General features: G+C 56.7%; 14 protein-coding genes. 11 read left to right on the top strand and 3 right to left on the bottom strand.

The window, feature by feature from the left end; genetic code table 11:
* Window positions 1–11: 11 nt before the first annotated feature.
* Both D8M41_RS11245 and D8M41_RS11240 read right to left on the bottom strand, forming a co-directional pair.
* Window positions 12–656 carry a ParA family protein gene (locus D8M41_RS11245; RefSeq protein WP_126927049.1) on the bottom strand — a complete coding sequence of 215 codons (645 nt, stop codon included), beginning with the start codon at window positions 654–656 and terminating at the stop codon, window positions 12–14.
* A 260-nt stretch (window positions 657–916) separates the two neighbouring features.
* Complete coding sequence (locus tag D8M41_RS11240) at window positions 917–1,723, bottom strand: tyrosine-type recombinase/integrase (protein ID WP_126927048.1); 807 nt, start codon at window positions 1,721–1,723, stop codon at window positions 917–919.
* A gap of 421 nt (window positions 1,724–2,144) precedes the next feature.
* On the opposite strand from D8M41_RS11240, the gene D8M41_RS11230 reads away from it, so the two are divergent.
* Both D8M41_RS11230 and D8M41_RS11225 read left to right on the top strand, forming a co-directional pair.
* Entirely contained in the window at window positions 2,145–2,939 is a 795-nt protein-coding gene (locus tag D8M41_RS11230; RefSeq protein ID WP_037287474.1) for a hypothetical protein, read from the top strand.
* Between the two features lie 13 nt (window positions 2,940–2,952).
* Entirely contained in the window at window positions 2,953–5,217 is a 2,265-nt protein-coding gene (locus D8M41_RS11225) for a hypothetical protein (protein ID WP_006888968.1), read from the top strand.
* An 86-nt stretch (window positions 5,218–5,303) separates the two neighbouring features.
* Here D8M41_RS11225 and D8M41_RS11220 read toward each other — a convergent pair whose 3' ends face one another.
* On the bottom strand, window positions 5,304–5,915 hold the full coding sequence (locus D8M41_RS11220; RefSeq protein ID WP_006889024.1) for a murein hydrolase activator EnvC family protein: 612 nt from the start codon (window positions 5,913–5,915) through the stop codon (window positions 5,304–5,306).
* A 611-nt stretch (window positions 5,916–6,526) separates the two neighbouring features.
* Between D8M41_RS11220 and rpsB the strand changes: the two genes are divergently transcribed.
* From rpsB to ispG, 9 genes are all read left to right on the top strand, one after another.
* The gene (gene rpsB / locus D8M41_RS11215; RefSeq protein ID WP_006889032.1) at window positions 6,527–7,333 is read left to right on the top strand and encodes a 30S ribosomal protein S2; all 807 of its coding nucleotides are present in this window, start codon (window positions 6,527–6,529) and stop codon (window positions 7,331–7,333) included.
* A 125-nt stretch (window positions 7,334–7,458) separates the two neighbouring features.
* A complete protein-coding gene (gene tsf / locus D8M41_RS11210) occupies window positions 7,459–8,289 on the top strand; it encodes a translation elongation factor Ts (protein WP_126927047.1) in 831 nt (276 codons plus the stop codon).
* 166 nt (window positions 8,290–8,455) lie between these two features.
* Window positions 8,456–9,202, top strand: a complete 747-nt coding sequence (pyrH, locus tag D8M41_RS11205; RefSeq protein ID WP_006889002.1) for a UMP kinase — start codon at window positions 8,456–8,458, stop codon at window positions 9,200–9,202.
* Window positions 9,203–9,418: 216 nt separating this feature from the next.
* Complete coding sequence (frr, locus tag D8M41_RS11200) at window positions 9,419–9,976, top strand: ribosome recycling factor (RefSeq protein WP_006889026.1); 558 nt, start codon at window positions 9,419–9,421, stop codon at window positions 9,974–9,976.
* A gap of 18 nt (window positions 9,977–9,994) precedes the next feature.
* Window positions 9,995–10,873, top strand: a complete 879-nt coding sequence (locus D8M41_RS11195; RefSeq protein ID WP_006889005.1) for a phosphatidate cytidylyltransferase — start codon at window positions 9,995–9,997, stop codon at window positions 10,871–10,873.
* A gap of 70 nt (window positions 10,874–10,943) precedes the next feature.
* On the top strand, window positions 10,944–11,543 hold the full coding sequence (locus tag D8M41_RS11190; protein ID WP_006889001.1) for a DivIVA domain-containing protein: 600 nt from the start codon (window positions 10,944–10,946) through the stop codon (window positions 11,541–11,543).
* A gap of 144 nt (window positions 11,544–11,687) precedes the next feature.
* Entirely contained in the window at window positions 11,688–13,004 is a 1,317-nt protein-coding gene (gene dxr, locus D8M41_RS11185; protein ID WP_039955294.1) for a 1-deoxy-D-xylulose-5-phosphate reductoisomerase, read from the top strand.
* 181 nt (window positions 13,005–13,185) lie between these two features.
* On the top strand, window positions 13,186–14,685 hold the full coding sequence (locus tag D8M41_RS11180) for a M50 family metallopeptidase (protein WP_023132851.1): 1,500 nt from the start codon (window positions 13,186–13,188) through the stop codon (window positions 14,683–14,685).
* 188 nt (window positions 14,686–14,873) lie between these two features.
* Window positions 14,874–16,025, top strand: coding sequence for a flavodoxin-dependent (E)-4-hydroxy-3-methylbut-2-enyl-diphosphate synthase (gene ispG / locus D8M41_RS11175; RefSeq protein WP_023132850.1), 1,152 nt, complete (start codon window positions 14,874–14,876; stop codon window positions 16,023–16,025).
* Window positions 16,026–16,100: the final 75 nt, after the last annotated feature.

The following is a 16,100-nucleotide window of genomic DNA, read 5'->3' as shown; positions in this document are numbered from 1 at the left end:
CGGTGGTTGGGTTATAGGCGGGTGATTTCCTGGGTAAGGAGCTGGATTTCAGCTTTTGCCTTGGAGTTGTCAGATTCGACGACGCTTAGTCCTTCAGAAAGTGCCTGCGCGTAGACGTTGCGATGATGGATCACGGTGTCGGCGAGGTCGAATTCTATTTCTTTGGGGATTTCCGCGAGAGCATGAGTCGCAGTTTCTACATGGTTGCTATGCCAATAAGTCGGTGCCTTGGAGATCACGACAAGCATTTTCAGTGCTGGATTCATATCGCGGGCTTCGTCCATCCAGGAGAGGAAGATCCGGGTGGCATCTAAATCGGCGACGGTGGTGCTGGTGGGTACAAGGAGTAGGTCTGCCCTGTGGGCGGCGGATCGGAGCTCTGTAGAGTCTTTGCCTGCGGTATCAATGATCACGATATCGTATGCTGCGGCGAGGTCATCAATGGTGCTGCCAAGCCGCCCGGTTTTACGGACAGTAGTGATGGGTTCCTGAGTGGTGTTTTCCCGGTCGGCGGCCCATTGGGAGGCGGTGCTTACGGTGGGGTCGGTTTCTAGGATGATGACTTTGCGGCCTTGCCGCTGATATTCAACGGCGAGATTCACGGCCAGGGTTGATTTGCTGGTGCCGCCTTTATGGTTTCCTACAACGATGATCATGATATTTTTTCCTTCCTCTGGTGGGGTCATATCGTATTGAATTCATATGATATGGGTTCAATATGATATGACTGTGTGGTTTTAAAAGGAGACCCGCCACACGTGATTGCGGGGGTCTCATATATAAGTTGCTTTTGGGAGCGAAAAGCGCAACAAAAACAGCAAAAAACTTTTTCTCACTGCCTGGTGTTTATGCCCCTCCCACCCCCGGAACGTCAAGGCGAGGGGGTCATATCATATGAGGTTCATATGATATGGGTTCAATATGATATGAGGTGTGGGAGGGTGTTGACGGCGGAGGTGAGGTCGTCGTCTATTACGCCGATATAGCGCTGTGTGGTGGAGATGTCGGCGTGGCCGAGGAGTTCTTGTACGGCACGTAGATTATGGGATTCGGTGTAAACGGTCGTGGCGAACCAATGCCGCAGCTGGTGCGGGGTGCGGCCAGGGCCGAGGAGGCGGGATATTTTTTTGGCGATGTTGTCGCTGCTGCGGTGTCCGGTGAAGCGGCCGGGGAAGAAATATCCTGTGCTTTTTGATTCTAGATAGGGGCGGATCTCGCGGTGGGCTGGGATGACCCTGGTGTGGCCGCCCTTGCCGGTAATGTGAAGCCACCCACTGGCGTAGTCCTGGGTGTGGAGGGCTGCGATTTCTGAGCGCCTGAGGCCGGCGTGAGCGCCGAGCAGGATCATAAACCGCTCTTCGGTGGTAGCTGCTTCCGCTAGGGCGTTGGTGATAATACGGGTGGGGATAGCGCGGCAGTGGTGTCGAGGCTGGGGTATGGACGGGATAAGCCGTGTGGGGTTGTCGTCTCGTGTGCCGGTGAGGGTGAGGTACCGGAAGAATTGCCGGATGGATTGGAGAGCGCTTTTACGGGTGGCGGGCTGCCAGCGGGGGTTAGCAAGCCATTGGGTAACTTGATCTTCGGTGACGGTCAGGGCCGTCTCGGATGGGTAGGTGCGTGCAAGGTGCTGGATCCAGCGTTGGCGAGTAATCGTGGTGGATTCGGTTTTTCCAGACGCGAGTTGCCAAGTGGTGAACGCGGTCTGGTGCGGTTCCCAAAGCATGGGGGACTCCTTATGTAGCTGATGTGATGTGATGTGTTAATAAGGGTAGAGGGGCAAAATAAAAGCCCCGGTGTGGGGCTGTGGTGCGAGTTGCGGCCGGGACAGGCTGGGTCTGATAATCCTTTGGTCGTGGGTTCAAGTCCCACACTCCCTACATGCCCCCGCTCGGTATGACTCTGTCTAGCAGTCGCCGAGCGGGTTTTAGTATGTTCATAGTGGTGTAGCTCAGTGCGGCAGAAATAAAAATAAGCAAAAATAAGCCGGGTCAATCTTCGTCAAAACATGACTGAATACATGCCCCTTGGACGCAGTTTTAAGGTACTGTAAAGGGTAGTCTTCTGGCGGTCTAGTCTTAGCACCGCAGAAGGTTTGAATGCACGGCGTAACTGATGCGTCTACCCCCTTGAGACAAGGACCGATGATGAGCGATAACCTTCCGCAGCAGCCCGGGTACAACGGGTATGACCAGCAGGATCAGTACCAGCAGAATCAGCAGAGCCAGACTCCGGCCGCCCCTAATCATTTTGTGTTGGCGTTCAAGGGGGTGTGTGGGGCCTTCCTAGATATTTTTAAGAGCAACCCCACTGGCGCGCACGACCGTATGCAGCAGCACCCCCTGTGGAGCTGGCTTATTGCCTGCACATTACAGTCGGTTGTGGGTTCCCTGTTCATTATGGCGTTTTTGAACACCTATGCCGGGCAAATTTTCCGTGTCTTGTTTGTTGTTACTAAAGATACAGCGAAGTACACTTCGGGCGCGTACACCGCCGATGAGAGGTTCCTCCTATTCCTTATTTTCCTGCTCCTGATTTTTGGTGTGCTCGTGCTACGCGGGGTGGGCCTGATGCGTATCGCCCGCATCGGCAAGTCGCAGATGGGGTTTAACTCCGCGATGGCTATTGTGGGTACTGCTGTCCTACCACAGATTCCCGCTTTCCTAGTTCTGTTCGTCCTCTCATTCTTGCTGCCACATGCAAGTACTGTGACCGATACGTACGCCGTGTGGCAGCGCCCCATCTTGGTGATGATGATAGTCTTCGCCGTATTTAGCGTAATCGTTGGTGAATCCCTGCTGTACCTGGGACAGGCGAAAGTTGCCAACACCGAAAAATCGGTGTTCTTCAGGTACGTGGTGTCAAGCACCGCATACGTACTTGCTGGGATTCTGGTACTGTACTTCGGCTTCAGCGTATTAGCCCCGAACCCCTCCCACTAGCGGAACATCTCTGATGAGCATGAAACGTGACGACGCCCAGGTAACGCGCACCCCCATGCGTGTGCGTTACCTGGGCGTTCTACTGGTTTTGGTGGCGCTCGTACTTTCAGCATGCGGCGCCAGGGTCGAGACAGATCTGGGGTTGGAGAACGCCGAGAAAGGCTCCCGAACGATGTCCATCTCCTTCAATATGAAGGACAATAAGGACTACGTGAAGGGTGACATTAACTCGATTGATTCGTCGATTAAGAAGCATCTGCCTTCTGAACTGTCTTATGAGGGTATACAGACCGATGGTGATAAGGCGCGTGCCACCTTCAAACTCTCGTTTACGAGTATCAGCGAATACCGCACAAAAGTTGAGAACCTTCTGAAGCTTTCAGGATCCTCCACAACCCCCACTATCAGCATCTCAGACAGCACCACGGGGCTGGTTCAGGGTGTACAGGTGTCGGAGAACTTCAGCTCCAAAGAATTGTTGGGGTGGGTTCCCGAGAGCTTGGTAGTCGATGGTGTTATCGAGTCGAAGCGCAAAAGTAGTGTGCTTGGAACAGAAGATAAAACCACTGTCAAAATGGGCGATAGGGAGCTGAAAAACTCATCCTCGTCGACCCCGATCTCAGTGAAAGATATTAAAGATAACGGGTTCGGCTTCGTTCTGGTGGATACGCAGGTGCAGCAGAATGGCTCGTACACTGCAAAAATATTTTTTGTTGCAAAAGATATTATGGAGCCTGATAAAGCTAAGGCTGTAGACTCTTACCTGCAGTCGGCCACCCCCGAGGGGGGACAGGTATCTAAGGGCGTGGATGAGGCGAGCATTAAGAGCTACTACACCGTCTCTTCCAAACCCAGCACCTCCGCTGGGAAGGAAGAACTGGGGCGTACCCTCACCTTTGAAGCCAGCAACTTAGAAGACATGAACTCGAAGCTGCAGAAAATCTTCGGGAATAAAAACACCGAACTGAAGCACGAGCAGGAGGTGAACGATACCTCCGGCAAGCTCATGGTGAAAAATCATGTCAGCGGCCAGGTGGACTGCTCGATTGTATGCTCACCGGAAGGTAACGGAACCCTTTTCAAGCTCTCCGGCAGTAACGGTGCATACACCGAGCAGGGCAGCTCCTCAAATAGCGGATCGTCTAAGAACATCGTGCAGAATGTGGACCTTAGCTCCACCCAGGAAATTAAGGTTCAGGATGCCAGGACTTCTGTATCTTTGGGCATGGACGGCTCCGTTGAGGCTCGTTTCGAGTACTCAGTGAAGAACACCGATGCGGCTTTAGCATCAGAGGCTCTTAAAAAGAAGTTCTCTCCCGGCGATGATATTGGAACCTTAGAGGAAGGGAACGACGGCGACAATACCGTCTACTCCACTGTTATTAAGGGGAAAGACTCGGCTGATTTTAACAATCGTTTAGAAGGCTACCTGCCCGGGTCGACATTCACTATCACTCACCCCGGCGGTTATAACCCTTTCGGTACCTCATACACGGTGGAACCAGCGTTTAACCTCAAATCACGAGTGGGGGATAGCTACTCAGGCAGCTACAGTTTCTCATTCAACGCACCGTTTATGAGCACGGTGGATCAGAAAAAGTTTGAGACGCAGAACTCTCTGCCTGAGGGGGCGAGAACTGAGGCTGAAGGGCGTAACCTGACGGTCAGCAACGAGCACGGAACATTTACTCTGAGGATTCCGGCCGCTGGCCTAACAATGAGCGATATGGTAATTGATGGCGTCATTGTGCTTCTGGTGCTGCTGATCGTCATGATCCTGTTGCTGTTCCGCAGGCGCATCAGCTCCTCACTTCGTAACTCCCGCGAGCAACGGGCAGCCCTCGCAGCTGCCCAGCAGGCGCAGGGGTACGGTCACGGCGGCAACCCTGAAACATACTTTATGAGCCGCTCTGGCGGAGGCCACCAGGCCCAGGGGTATAGCCCAGCCCAGCCTCCCTACTCGGAGGAAGGGACCTACCAGCAGGATCAGTATCCCCCACAGAAGTCGGGGTATGGCGAACCGCCAACTGTTCCTATTAACAATATGGGTTCAAACGGTGCCTGGGACGATAAGACCCACCCGATGCCCCAGTATGCACCGCAGGAAGGCATGGGAGAGCCCACCGTGCCCATGTCTTACCAGCAGGTAACGTATGAGGAACCTACTCAGGCGATTTCCGGGAACGGTGCAGCTCAGCATGAGCCTCCGACTCGACCGGTCTCTGAGCAGCCCCGTTCGGGCAGCTCTTCACAGCGCGAACAGGACTACCTGAAATAACCTGGGTGCCTCTGCGCGTGAATAAGCCGCTGGCTTACACCGCCTCTGCGGTGGAGCCAGCGGCTTTGCTGTACGCCCACTACACGCTAACCTGCGGTAAAGCTCCCATCAACAGGCAACAGGATGCTGGGCCGTTCGCGCCCCAGCAGGGTGAGCGGGTTAATGTACTCGGCATTTTTGCCGCTTCCGTCTTCTCTATCTCCGCCGCGTCGCACGCCCCAGTGCAGGCACGGCCCCTGCTCACAGTGGTGTATATCGGGGTCTAATGTTGCGATAGTCTGCCCGGCGGATACCTGTGTCCCTTCGGGAAGAGGGTCTTTTACTGGTTCAAAGCTAGACCTTAAGCCTCCTGGATGTTCCAGTACGATCACGGTGCGATCGACAACTTTGCCGGAGAAGACGACGGTTCCAGCAGCGGGGGCCTGCACCTGCGCATTGTCGCTGTCGGTAGCTAAATCAACACCACGGTGCCCCGCGCTCCACCGCTGGGCTGGTTTGCTGAACGGTTTGAGCACGCGCACTTTGCCGGAGGCGGGTGACCGCCATTTACTGCGAGATGCCGATACCTGCTGCACAGTGATGGCCTGGGCGGGTTCGGCGGCAGAGACGATAATGGGCGGGGTGAACAATATAAACGCAACACATACAGCTATTGTTGGTAAGGTCTTCGACGCATGCGCGGTAAGGGAGAGAGGCATTATGTTTTCTCCTTAAGCGATTTTCTTGGGTCGGGGATAATACGTAGTTCTTTTGAGGAAACCAGAAAATTCTCAGTCTTGGGGCGTCGTCTGCCAGAACTGTGGATAAAGACGGGGCGCAGTCACCTAATGGTGCTATCCACAGGTGCGCAGCAACAGATCTTTCGTGGGTACACTCGTGTGGCGGTGTTGGTCTGTATCTGAGTCAACGAGGCAAGGGAAACGTATTAGCTGCCTGGAGCATGGTGACTGCCCAGTAGGGACAGAAACAAACTGCCTCATAAGCGGAACTGCCACTGGGGTGAGGTATTGAGGGCAGGGGCGCGGGCACGGTGAGAGAGCCGAAGCAGAAAAACCTGCGTCAATAGGGTACAATTTCGTATTGCAGTGTGCGCTTTTGCGTACTCTGACTACGCGCGGCGTGAGCGTCCGGTGTCACAAGCCGGACGATAAGGAACCTTCGGTCCGCCCCATAAAACTAGGCGGTGAGGGTCTGAGGCCCGGGGCTACCCCTGGCTTAAGCGCCGCTAGGAGAAACCGATAACTACTATGCGCGCGTGCGGCTAGCCCGAGACGGGAGGTCGGCGCGGCACCCAGAAAAAGGAGACGACATGCCCGTCGTAACTATGCGTGAGATGCTGGATTCCGGCGTTCACTTCGGCCACCAGACCCGTCGCTGGAACCCCAAGATGAAGCGTTTCATCCTCACCGAGCGCAACGGCATCTACATTATTGACCTGCAGCAGTCCCTCGAATTTATCGACAAGGCTTTTGAGGCTGTGAAGGCAACCGTCGCACACGGCGGTAATATTCTGTTCGTAGGCACCAAGAAGCAGGCCCAGGAAGCTATCGCTGAGCAGGCTACCCGCGTGAACATGCCGTACGTGAACCACCGCTGGCTCGGTGGTATGCTCACCAACTTCTCCACCATCGCTAAGAGCATTGAGCGCATGAAAGAGCTGGAGCAGATCGACTTCGACGACGTCGCAGGTTCACGCTACACCAAGAAGGAACTGCTGCTGATGCGTCGCGAGTTTGAGAAGCTCGAAAAGACCCTGGGCGGTATCCGTAACCTGACCAAGGTTCCCTCCCTGGTGTGGGTTGTTGACACCAAGAAGGAGCACCTGGCGGTTAACGAGGCTCAGAAGCTGGGCATCCCCGTGGTGGCTATTCTCGACACCAACTGCGACCCCGACGAGGTGGCATTCCCCATCCCCGGCAACGACGACGCAATTCGCTCCGTGAACCTGCTTACCCGCGTGGTGGCGGATGCGGTGGCAGCTGGTCTGCTTGAGCGTAACGCTAAGAAGAGCGGCAAGGCGGAGACCACCGAGGAGCCCATGGCTGCTTGGGAGCGTGAGCTTCTGGAGCAGCACGAGGCCGCTAAGACCGAGGAATCCGCAGAAGAAGCTAAGTAAGCTTTAGCTCACCCGGTAACGGGGAGCTCACGGACGGTACCCACCCGCTCAGGGCGGGTGCCGTCTGCTCATAACTCATGGGCGTTATCGCGCCCACATCTTATAAAGGATAAAGAGGAGTTCACATGGCGAACTACACCGCAGCCGACATTAAGGCACTGCGTGAGAAGACCGGCGCAGGTATGCTCGACGTTAAGAAAGCCCTGGACGAGGCAAACGGCGACCAGCAGAAGGCCGCGGAGATCATCCGTGTTAAGGGTCTGAAGGGCATCACCAAACGTGAAGGCCGTGCGACCGCTGAGGGTCTGGTTGCTGCCCGCGTGGAGAATGGCGTTGGCTACATGGTTGAGGTTAACTCCGAGACTGACTTCGTGGCGAAGTCCGACCCGTTCATTGCGTTCGGTCAGAATGTGCTGGAGGCTGCTATTGCAGCTAACGCTTCCACCCTGGAAGAGCTGCAGGCTGCATCTTACGAGGGGAAGACCGTTGAGGAGCTGACCACTGACGCAGGTGCGCTGCTGGGTGAGAAGATTGTGGTGCGCCGCGTGGCCCGTGTGGAAGGCGAGAACGTGGCAGTGTACCTGCACAAAACCTCCAAGGACCTGCCCGCACAGGTCGGTGTTCTGCTGGCCGTATCCGGTGCTAACACCGAGGAAATCGCACACGATGTTGCTGTGCACATTGCCGCTATGAGCCCCAAGTACCTCGATTCGGCCTCCATCCCTGCTGACCAGGTTGAGACTGAGAAGCGTGTGGCCCGTGAGACCGCGATCACTGAGGGCAAGCCCGAGCAGATTCTGGACAAGATCGTTGAGGGGCGCCTGAAGGGCTTCTACAAGGAGAACACTCTGCTGGATCAGGACTTTGCTAAGGATCCCAAGAAGTCCGTTGCCCAGGTGCTCTCTGAGGCAGGCGCAACCGCAACCGGTTTCGCACGTTTCCGTGTGGGCGCATAAAAATACGCAGCCACTAATTTTAGTGCTCCCCTAACCCGGTGAAACCTGGCGGCGGGGGCGAGAAAACGAGGGGAGGTCGTCACACGGCGGCCTCCCTTTAACGTATCCTTGATAAAGACTGATGGGGCATACCCCGACCACTACTAGCTAACCGTTGGAGGGTTCTATGAAAGAATCGATCGCACACCCCCTGTACGAGGACAGCAACCGGCATCGACGCCGTGTTTTACTCAAACTTTCCGGCGAAGTTTTTGGTGGCGGTGAAGTGGGTATTTCCACCGAGGTGGTGCGCAATATTGCTCGGCAGATCGCGGCAACCGTGGGTGAGGTAGAGACCTCCATCGTGATCGGTGGCGGCAACTTTTTCCGTGGCGCCGAACTTTCCCAAGCGGGGATGGACCGTTCCCGTGCCGACTATATGGGCATGTTGGGTACCGTCATGAACTCTTTGGCACTTCAGGATTTTCTGGAGCAGGAGGGTATTGATACCCGTGTGCAGTCTGCTATCACTATGCCGCAGGTTGCCGAAACTTACATTCCACGCCGCGCGATTCGTCACATGCAGAAGGATCGCGTGGTTATTTTTGGCGCTGGTGCGGGCTTGCCGTACTTCTCAACTGACACCGTAGCCGCCCAGCGCGCCCTGGAAATCCACGCGGATGAGGTGCTGGTCGCTAAGAACGGTGTGGACGGGATTTACACCGCCGACCCGAATAAAGACCCAAATGCTGAACGTCTGTACAACCTCACCTACGATGAGGCGATGCAGCGTAATATCCGGGTGCTGGATCAGACCGCGTTTTCCTTGTGCCGCGATAATAACGTGACGATGCGCGTGTTTGGCATGCAGGGTGAAGATAACGTGACTCGCGCCATTAAGGGTGAGAAGATGGGCACTCTGGTGACTCGCTAGGTGCCGCGCTATTATGCAGCGGCGTCTTGCCCCATCGCACCGACACACAGGCGCAAAGAGTCGCCGCGAAGGCCGTGGGGCGACTAAACTATAACTACAGGCATTGCTCAAGTACCCGGGCACCATCGTAGAGCCCGCCCGTACCGCTGGAAGCCGCCACGAAAATAATGTTCAGATTCGGCTCGCGCCGACTTCACCCCCAGAAGGAGATCCGAAGTGATCGAAGAAACCCTTGCCGAAGCCGGCGAGAAGATGGACAAGACTGTTGAAGCTGCTAAGGCTGAGTTCGCTAAGGTGCGTACGGGCCGCGTAAACCCGGGCCTGTTCAGCTCGCTCACCGCCGATTATTACGGGGCACCCACCCCGCTGCAGCAGCTTGTTTCGTTCAATGTTGAGGACGCCCGCACCGTGAAAATCGTGCCGTTTGACGTGACCGCCCTCGCCGCTATCGAGAAGGCGCTGCGTGACTCGGATTTGGGTGTTAACCCCAGCAACGATGGGGCGGCTATCCGCGTGGTGATGCCAGAAATGACCGCTGAGCGCCGTAAAGAATACACGAAACTGGTGAACCATAAGGCCGAAGAGGCCCGCATTTCGGTGCGTAATATCCGCCGTCACGCCAAGACCACCATCGATAAGTACGTTAAGGACGGTGAAATCGGTGAAGATGATGGGGCACGTGCCGAGAAGGAACTGGATGCCCTCACCAAGAAACATGTTGATACCATTGACGAGCTGTACAAGCACAAGGAATCCGAACTGCTAGAGGTTTAGCGGGAGCCGGTACCAACGATGACAGCAGAACCCGAAAGCACCGGGGAATCCCCCTCACTACCGCAGGTAAAGCCCACGTCAAAGGCTGGGCGGGACCTGCCCGCCGCCATTGGCGTGGGGGTGGCTTTCGGGGTGCTTCTTCTCTTGGGGCTGTTCTTCCCGCCCGTGATGGTTTTTACTGCCGCGCTAACCGCTGGGGTGGGTGCCTGGGAAGTCGCTCATGCTTTGAACGATAAGCGCGGGCACGGCATCCCCGCCGTCGCGACCGGAGCGTTGACGGTGATGACCGTTGTCGCCTCATATATTCATGGGGTGCTTGGGCTGGTTATATGTACTGCGGTATCGGCAGTTATTCTGCTGGTGTGGACCCTGCTTCTGAGCGGACATAGGCGCACCGCAAACATCCCGGCGGCCACCCTCGGGATTCTTGGGACCCTACTGTGGGTACCGGTGCTGATGAGCATCCCCATTGTCTACCTGGGGAGTGTTGAGCGTGGTTGGCTGGGAATCCTGATGATCCTCCTTATGGCCATTAGCAACGACACGTTCGGCTATATTGCCGGGGTAAACTGGGGGAGGCACCCCATGGCCCCGAAAATTTCACCCAAGAAAAGCTGGGAAGGGCTGGCTGGCTCTATTATCGGGTCGGCCCTGGTAGCCATTGTCACCCTCATTATTGTGGGACAGCCGTGGTGGTACGGGCTGCTCGTAGCCCCTGTGATGGTGGTCGCATCCACGGCTGGGGATTTGATGGAGTCGGTAGTAAAACGTCGGCTGGGTGTGAAAGACATGTCGAACATCCTGCCCGGTCACGGCGGCATGATGGACCGTTTGGACTCAATTCTTTTCGCCGCCGCCGCCGGGTGCCTGATTTTTGGGACCGTGATGCCGCTGTAACGGATACCGTACACTAGATGTTTAGCCGCGCTGCAGGTTATTGAACGCCAGTACACGAAGGAGCGTCCTTTTGGCAAGGAAAAAAATTAGGCCCGCCCGTGACGGGGGCTTCTCCCGTACCGCTGAGACCGTTGCCGGGTACCGCCGTGTGGAGGTAGACCGCCTATTTACCCGCCTTGCCAACGACTACGAGCACCTCAGCAGCGGAGCAGAAGTGCCTTCAGACATATACACTTCACGTTCCATCCGGCAGGTGATTTTTCAGGCTGAGCCCGGCGGATACAATCCCGTGGAAGTGGACCGTGCCTTGGAGCAGGTGGGGGAGAGGTTCGCCAAACTGGAACGCAGCCGCTATATTCAGCGGTACGGACTGACCGAATGGGAGCGTTCTTTACGGTCCACCGGTGAGCTGCTGGCGGGGCGTTTAGAGCGTCCTCGGGGTGAGAAATTCCGCCGCCCTACTAAACGCAAAACGGTTGGCTACTTCATTAGTGACGTGGATGAACTGTGTGACCGGGTGCTCGCCCAGCTCAACAGTGAGGAGCCGCTGGATGCTGGTGTAGTGCAGCGCGCCTCGTTCCGGCCTGCCACCGGGTCTGTCTGCTACGACGAAACTCAGGTGGACGCGTTTTTGGACCGCTGCATTGAGCTACTGCAGGACTTAGCCTAAGGCGGCGTGCTTTCTCTCTGAGGCGCCAACGGTATGTCCGTGCGTAGCCGCTGACTTTCGCAGGCGATACTGGGGTTCGCAGCTGCTGACGGGCGGGAGTAGTCCGCTTCTGGTTCTAGCCTCGGATAGGGGATACTTATAACTATGAAATTTGGTTCCTCCGCCCGCTTAGATGCCACGTCCCCCGCCCTTACTGATACGTTGAGAAGCCTTGTGCGCACACCCTCACGGGTCACTCTTCTAGGTTCTACCGGGTCTATCGGCACCCAGGCAATACAGGTTATTGAGCATCTTGCGCGTCTTGCAGGCACCATCGTCGATGCTGCGGATGCGCCGCTGAAGGTTGCAGCTCTCAGTGCCGGTTCACGCTCCCTCGAATTATTAGCACAGCAGGCGGTGCTGGTACGGGCCGAGCTTGTTGCCACCAGCGGCACGGCGCAGGATGCACAGCGGTTGCGAGAATACCTTGATGCGGCCGCCCGCAGCACGGGCATTAGCGGGTACAGTCCGCGCATCGTCTGGGGAGAACGTGCCAGCGTTGAGGCGGCGGCGCATCCGGCGGATGTGGTGCTCAATGGCATTACCGGATCTATCGGTTTAGAACCCACACTGACCGCCCTCAAAGCGGGGCACCGGGTTGCCCTTGCAAATAAAGAATCTCTGATCGCGGGTGGACCGCTTGTGCGTGCCGCCGTCGATGCCTCACCGTTAGAAACCCCGATGGTTCCGGTAGATTCGGAGCATTCGGCTCTTGCCCAGGCTCTAACCAGCGGTACCGACGCCGAGATAGGCCGGCTGATTCTCACGGCCTCAGGCGGGCCCTTTCGCGGGTACACGCGTGAGATGCTTCACGATGTTACCCCACAGCAGGCGCTGGCACATCCTACCTGGGATATGGGGCTGGTGGTCACAACCAATTCGGCAACGATGGTGAATAAGGCCCTTGAGGTATTAGAGGCACACCATCTTTTTGGGGTTGATCTTGACCGCATTGATGTTGCGGTACACCCGCAGTCGATTGTGCATTCAATGGTTCAGTTCGTAGACGGCGCGACTATCGCCCAGGCGTCCCCGCCGACCATGCTTCTGCCTATTGCTCTGGGACTGACGTGGCCGCATCGTATTCCGCAGGTAGCGGCTCCCTGTGATTGGACTCAGGCGCAAACATGGACTTTTGAACCGCTTGATGCGACGGCTTTCCCTGCTGTGCAGATGATTAAAGAGGCGGGCAAGCGGGGCGGAACTTTTCCCACCGTTTTTAACGCTGCTAATGAGGAAGCGGTTAGTGCTTTCCACGCCGGTAAAATTCGGTTTACCGATATTGTGGATTCCGTGGCGCGTGTTTTGGAGGCACACACCGCCAGCGGCGAAGCCGTGACAGACACCGAGATGACCCTAGACGCGGTGCTTAACGCCGAAACCTGGGCGCGGGCACAAGCCTGTGAACTACTGGGCCCGTAGATTAGCGTTACTCACGGTTCCGGGCTAGGGAACACAGATAATTTGCCCCGTTACTACCACACGGGGTGTCTGGGTGTGGTGTTTGTTCGGTGCTGCCTTCAGCAGGTTCACAGATAACAGGAGTATCCTAAAGGCTTTGCGGTATCCCGCACACACAAGCAGTCCGCTCTGAAGGAGAGACGTGGAGATTCTGTACTACGCCGCTGGCGTGATTATTATGGCGTTTGCCATCGCGGTATCCATTGCTCTGCACGAGGTGGGGCACTTGGTGCCCGCTAAACTTTTCGGCGTGCGTGTACCCCAGTATATGATCGGCTTCGGAAAAACCATTTTCTCGTTCCGCCGGGGCGAGACCGAGTACGGTTTTAAAGCCATCCCGCTCGGTGGGTACATCTCTATGATTGGCATGTACCCGCCCGCCGCCCAAGAAAAAACTGATGCTTCAGTCGAAGAGGATACTTCGATTGAACGTGAGAAGGTCACAGCGTCCGCGGCCGCAGGTACCGTGGCGGGGCGGGCAGCATCTGAACCCGCTGAACTCACCGGTGATACTGCAGAACCAGCCGAAAAACATGCTGTACCCCAGCGGCAGGTGCGTTCCGGGAATACCAGCCTGCTGGCATCGCTCTCTGCTGCCGCCCGTGAGGCGGATGCCGAACGCATCCAGCCCGGCGATGAGAACCGTCTCTTCTATAAGCTGCCGGTGTATAAGCGCATTATCATTATGCTCGGCGGGCCGTTCATGAACCTGCTGATTGGGGTTGTGTGCACCGCAATCCTAATTTGTGGGTTTGGGCTGCCCACCGCCACGAATAAGGTCAGCTCCGTATCGGAGTGCGTGCCGACGGTCAGCATGAACACAGATTCCATCACCTATGAGGAGTGCAGCGCTTCTTCTCAGCCGTCCCCCGCGAAAACTGCCGGGTTGCGTTCAGGGGACACGGTGCTGGCGGTGAACGGTACTGAAACCAGCAGCTGGACGGCGGTCTCAAGCGCTATCCGTGCGGCAGGGACCACCCCCAGTGAGATAAAGATCATGCGGGACGGGCGTGAACAGACCCTCACCATCACCCCGGTGCAGCTGGTGCGGCCCGTGGTTGATGAACAGACCGGCCAGTACGCCCGCAATGAGGACGGGTCATTTAAAACAGTCAGCGGCGGGTTTGTGGGTATTTCTCCCACCTCCGAGCTGAAGCCTGGTAACCTATCCGATGTGCCGCCAAATGTGGGGCATACCCTGGCGCGTATTGCCGGGTCCATGTGGTCGTTGCCGCAACGGGTCTGGGATCTTGGGGTAACTCTCGTTACCAATGGTGACCGCGACGCGAACTCGCCGGTTTCTGTGGTGGGGGTGAGCCGTATTGCGGGGGAGGTCGCCTCCACCGATCAGATTGACCGCACCTCCAAGGAAGCAACTCTTGTCTCCCTGGTGGCCAGCATGAACTTGATGCTTTTCGCGTTCAACCTTATCCCGCTGCTGCCCCTGGATGGCGGGCACGTGTTTGGGGCACTATGGGAGGCTACCCGCCGTGCCTTCGCCAAACTTACCCGCCGTGAAGACCCGGGTCCCTTCGATCCCATTAAGCTCATGCCGCTTACCTACGTGGTGGCTGGAGCATTCATCCTCATGTCCGTTATCCTTATTGCCGCAGATATTATTAAACCGATTAGGTTGTTCTAAATGTGCGGCTCGTGAGAGCCGCAACCTACGGTTTGGACGCCCCATCCTTAACGCCCTGTGATTTATCGCGCGGTTAGGGTATCCGTATTAGTGAATCGCCGCGCGGCGGTGGCACAATAAGAAGCTGAACGGCGCACCCAGCGCCACCTCAACCCTTTTGGAGGAATACCTTGTCGGTTAGCCTCGGCATGCCCGTACTTAAGCCCGCACCCCAGGTTCTTGCGCCGCGCCGCAAAACCCGCCAGTTCAAGGTTGGTACTGTGGGCATCGGTTCCGAATCGCCCGTCTCGGTGCAATCCATGACCACCACCAAGACCCACGATATTGGTTCTACCCTGCAGCAGATTGCCGAGCTCACCGCCGCCGGGTGCGATATTGTGCGTGTTGCGTGCCCCACCGATAAGGATGCTGAGGCGCTGCCGATTATCGCCAAGCAGTCCAATATACCGGTGATTGCCGATATCCACTTCCAGCCGAAATACGTGTACGCCGCCATTAAAGCTGGCTGCGGTGCGGTGCGAGTGAACCCCGGTAACATTCGTAAGTTTGACGACCAGGTGAAAGAGATCGCCGAGATGGCATCCGACCACGGCACCTCTATACGTATTGGTGTGAACGCCGGTTCACTCGATAAACGACTGCTTGAGAAGTACGGTAAAGCAACCCCTGAAGCACTGGTTGAATCAGCCGTCTGGGAGGCTTCCCTGTTTGAAGAACACGGCTTCCGGGACTTTAAAATCTCCGTTAAACACAACGACCCGGTGATTATGGTCGAGGCGTACCGGCAGCTTGCAGCCAGCGGCGACTGGCCCCTGCACCTGGGAGTGACCGAAGCTGGCCCCGCATTCCAAGGCACCATTAAAAGCTCCGTCGCGTTCGGCACCCTGCTCTCACAGGGGATTGGTGATACTATCCGCGTGTCTCTTTCCGCCCCGCCGGTTGAAGAGGTAAAAGTTGGTACAAAAATCCTTGAATCGCTGAACCTGCGCGAACGTAAACTTGATATTGTTTCGTGCCCCTCGTGCGGGCGCGCCCAGGTGAACGTGTGGGAGCTGGCCGAGAACGTGACCAAGGGCCTGGAAGGCATGAAAGTTCCGCTGCGTGTGGCCGTGATGGGGTGCGTGGTGAACGGCCCCGGTGAGGCGCGTGAGGCCGACCTTGGGGTGGCATCCGGCAACGGTAAAGGCCAAATTTTTGTCAAGGGTGAGGTCATTAAGACTGTGCCCGAGGACCAGATCGTGGAAACCCTCATTGAGGAGGCGAACCGTATCGCCGCCGAAATGGAGGCACGCGGTGAATATGTTCCCGAAGGAGCCGCCCCCGCCGTCACCGTCAAATAGTTTTCAGCGCCCCGCACCCGTGTGCGGGGCGTTTCGCCCACTCGCCGCCCAGCACCTTACAACCTTTGGACGTCA

Origin of the sequence: Rothia sp. HSID18069 (genome assembly GCF_003989155.1) — a bacterium.
Classification (GTDB): Bacteria; Actinomycetota; Actinomycetes; order Actinomycetales; family Micrococcaceae; genus Rothia; species Rothia aeria.
The sequence above is the reverse complement of the archived record's forward strand: the minus strand, read 5'-3'. Positions and strand labels throughout refer to the sequence as shown.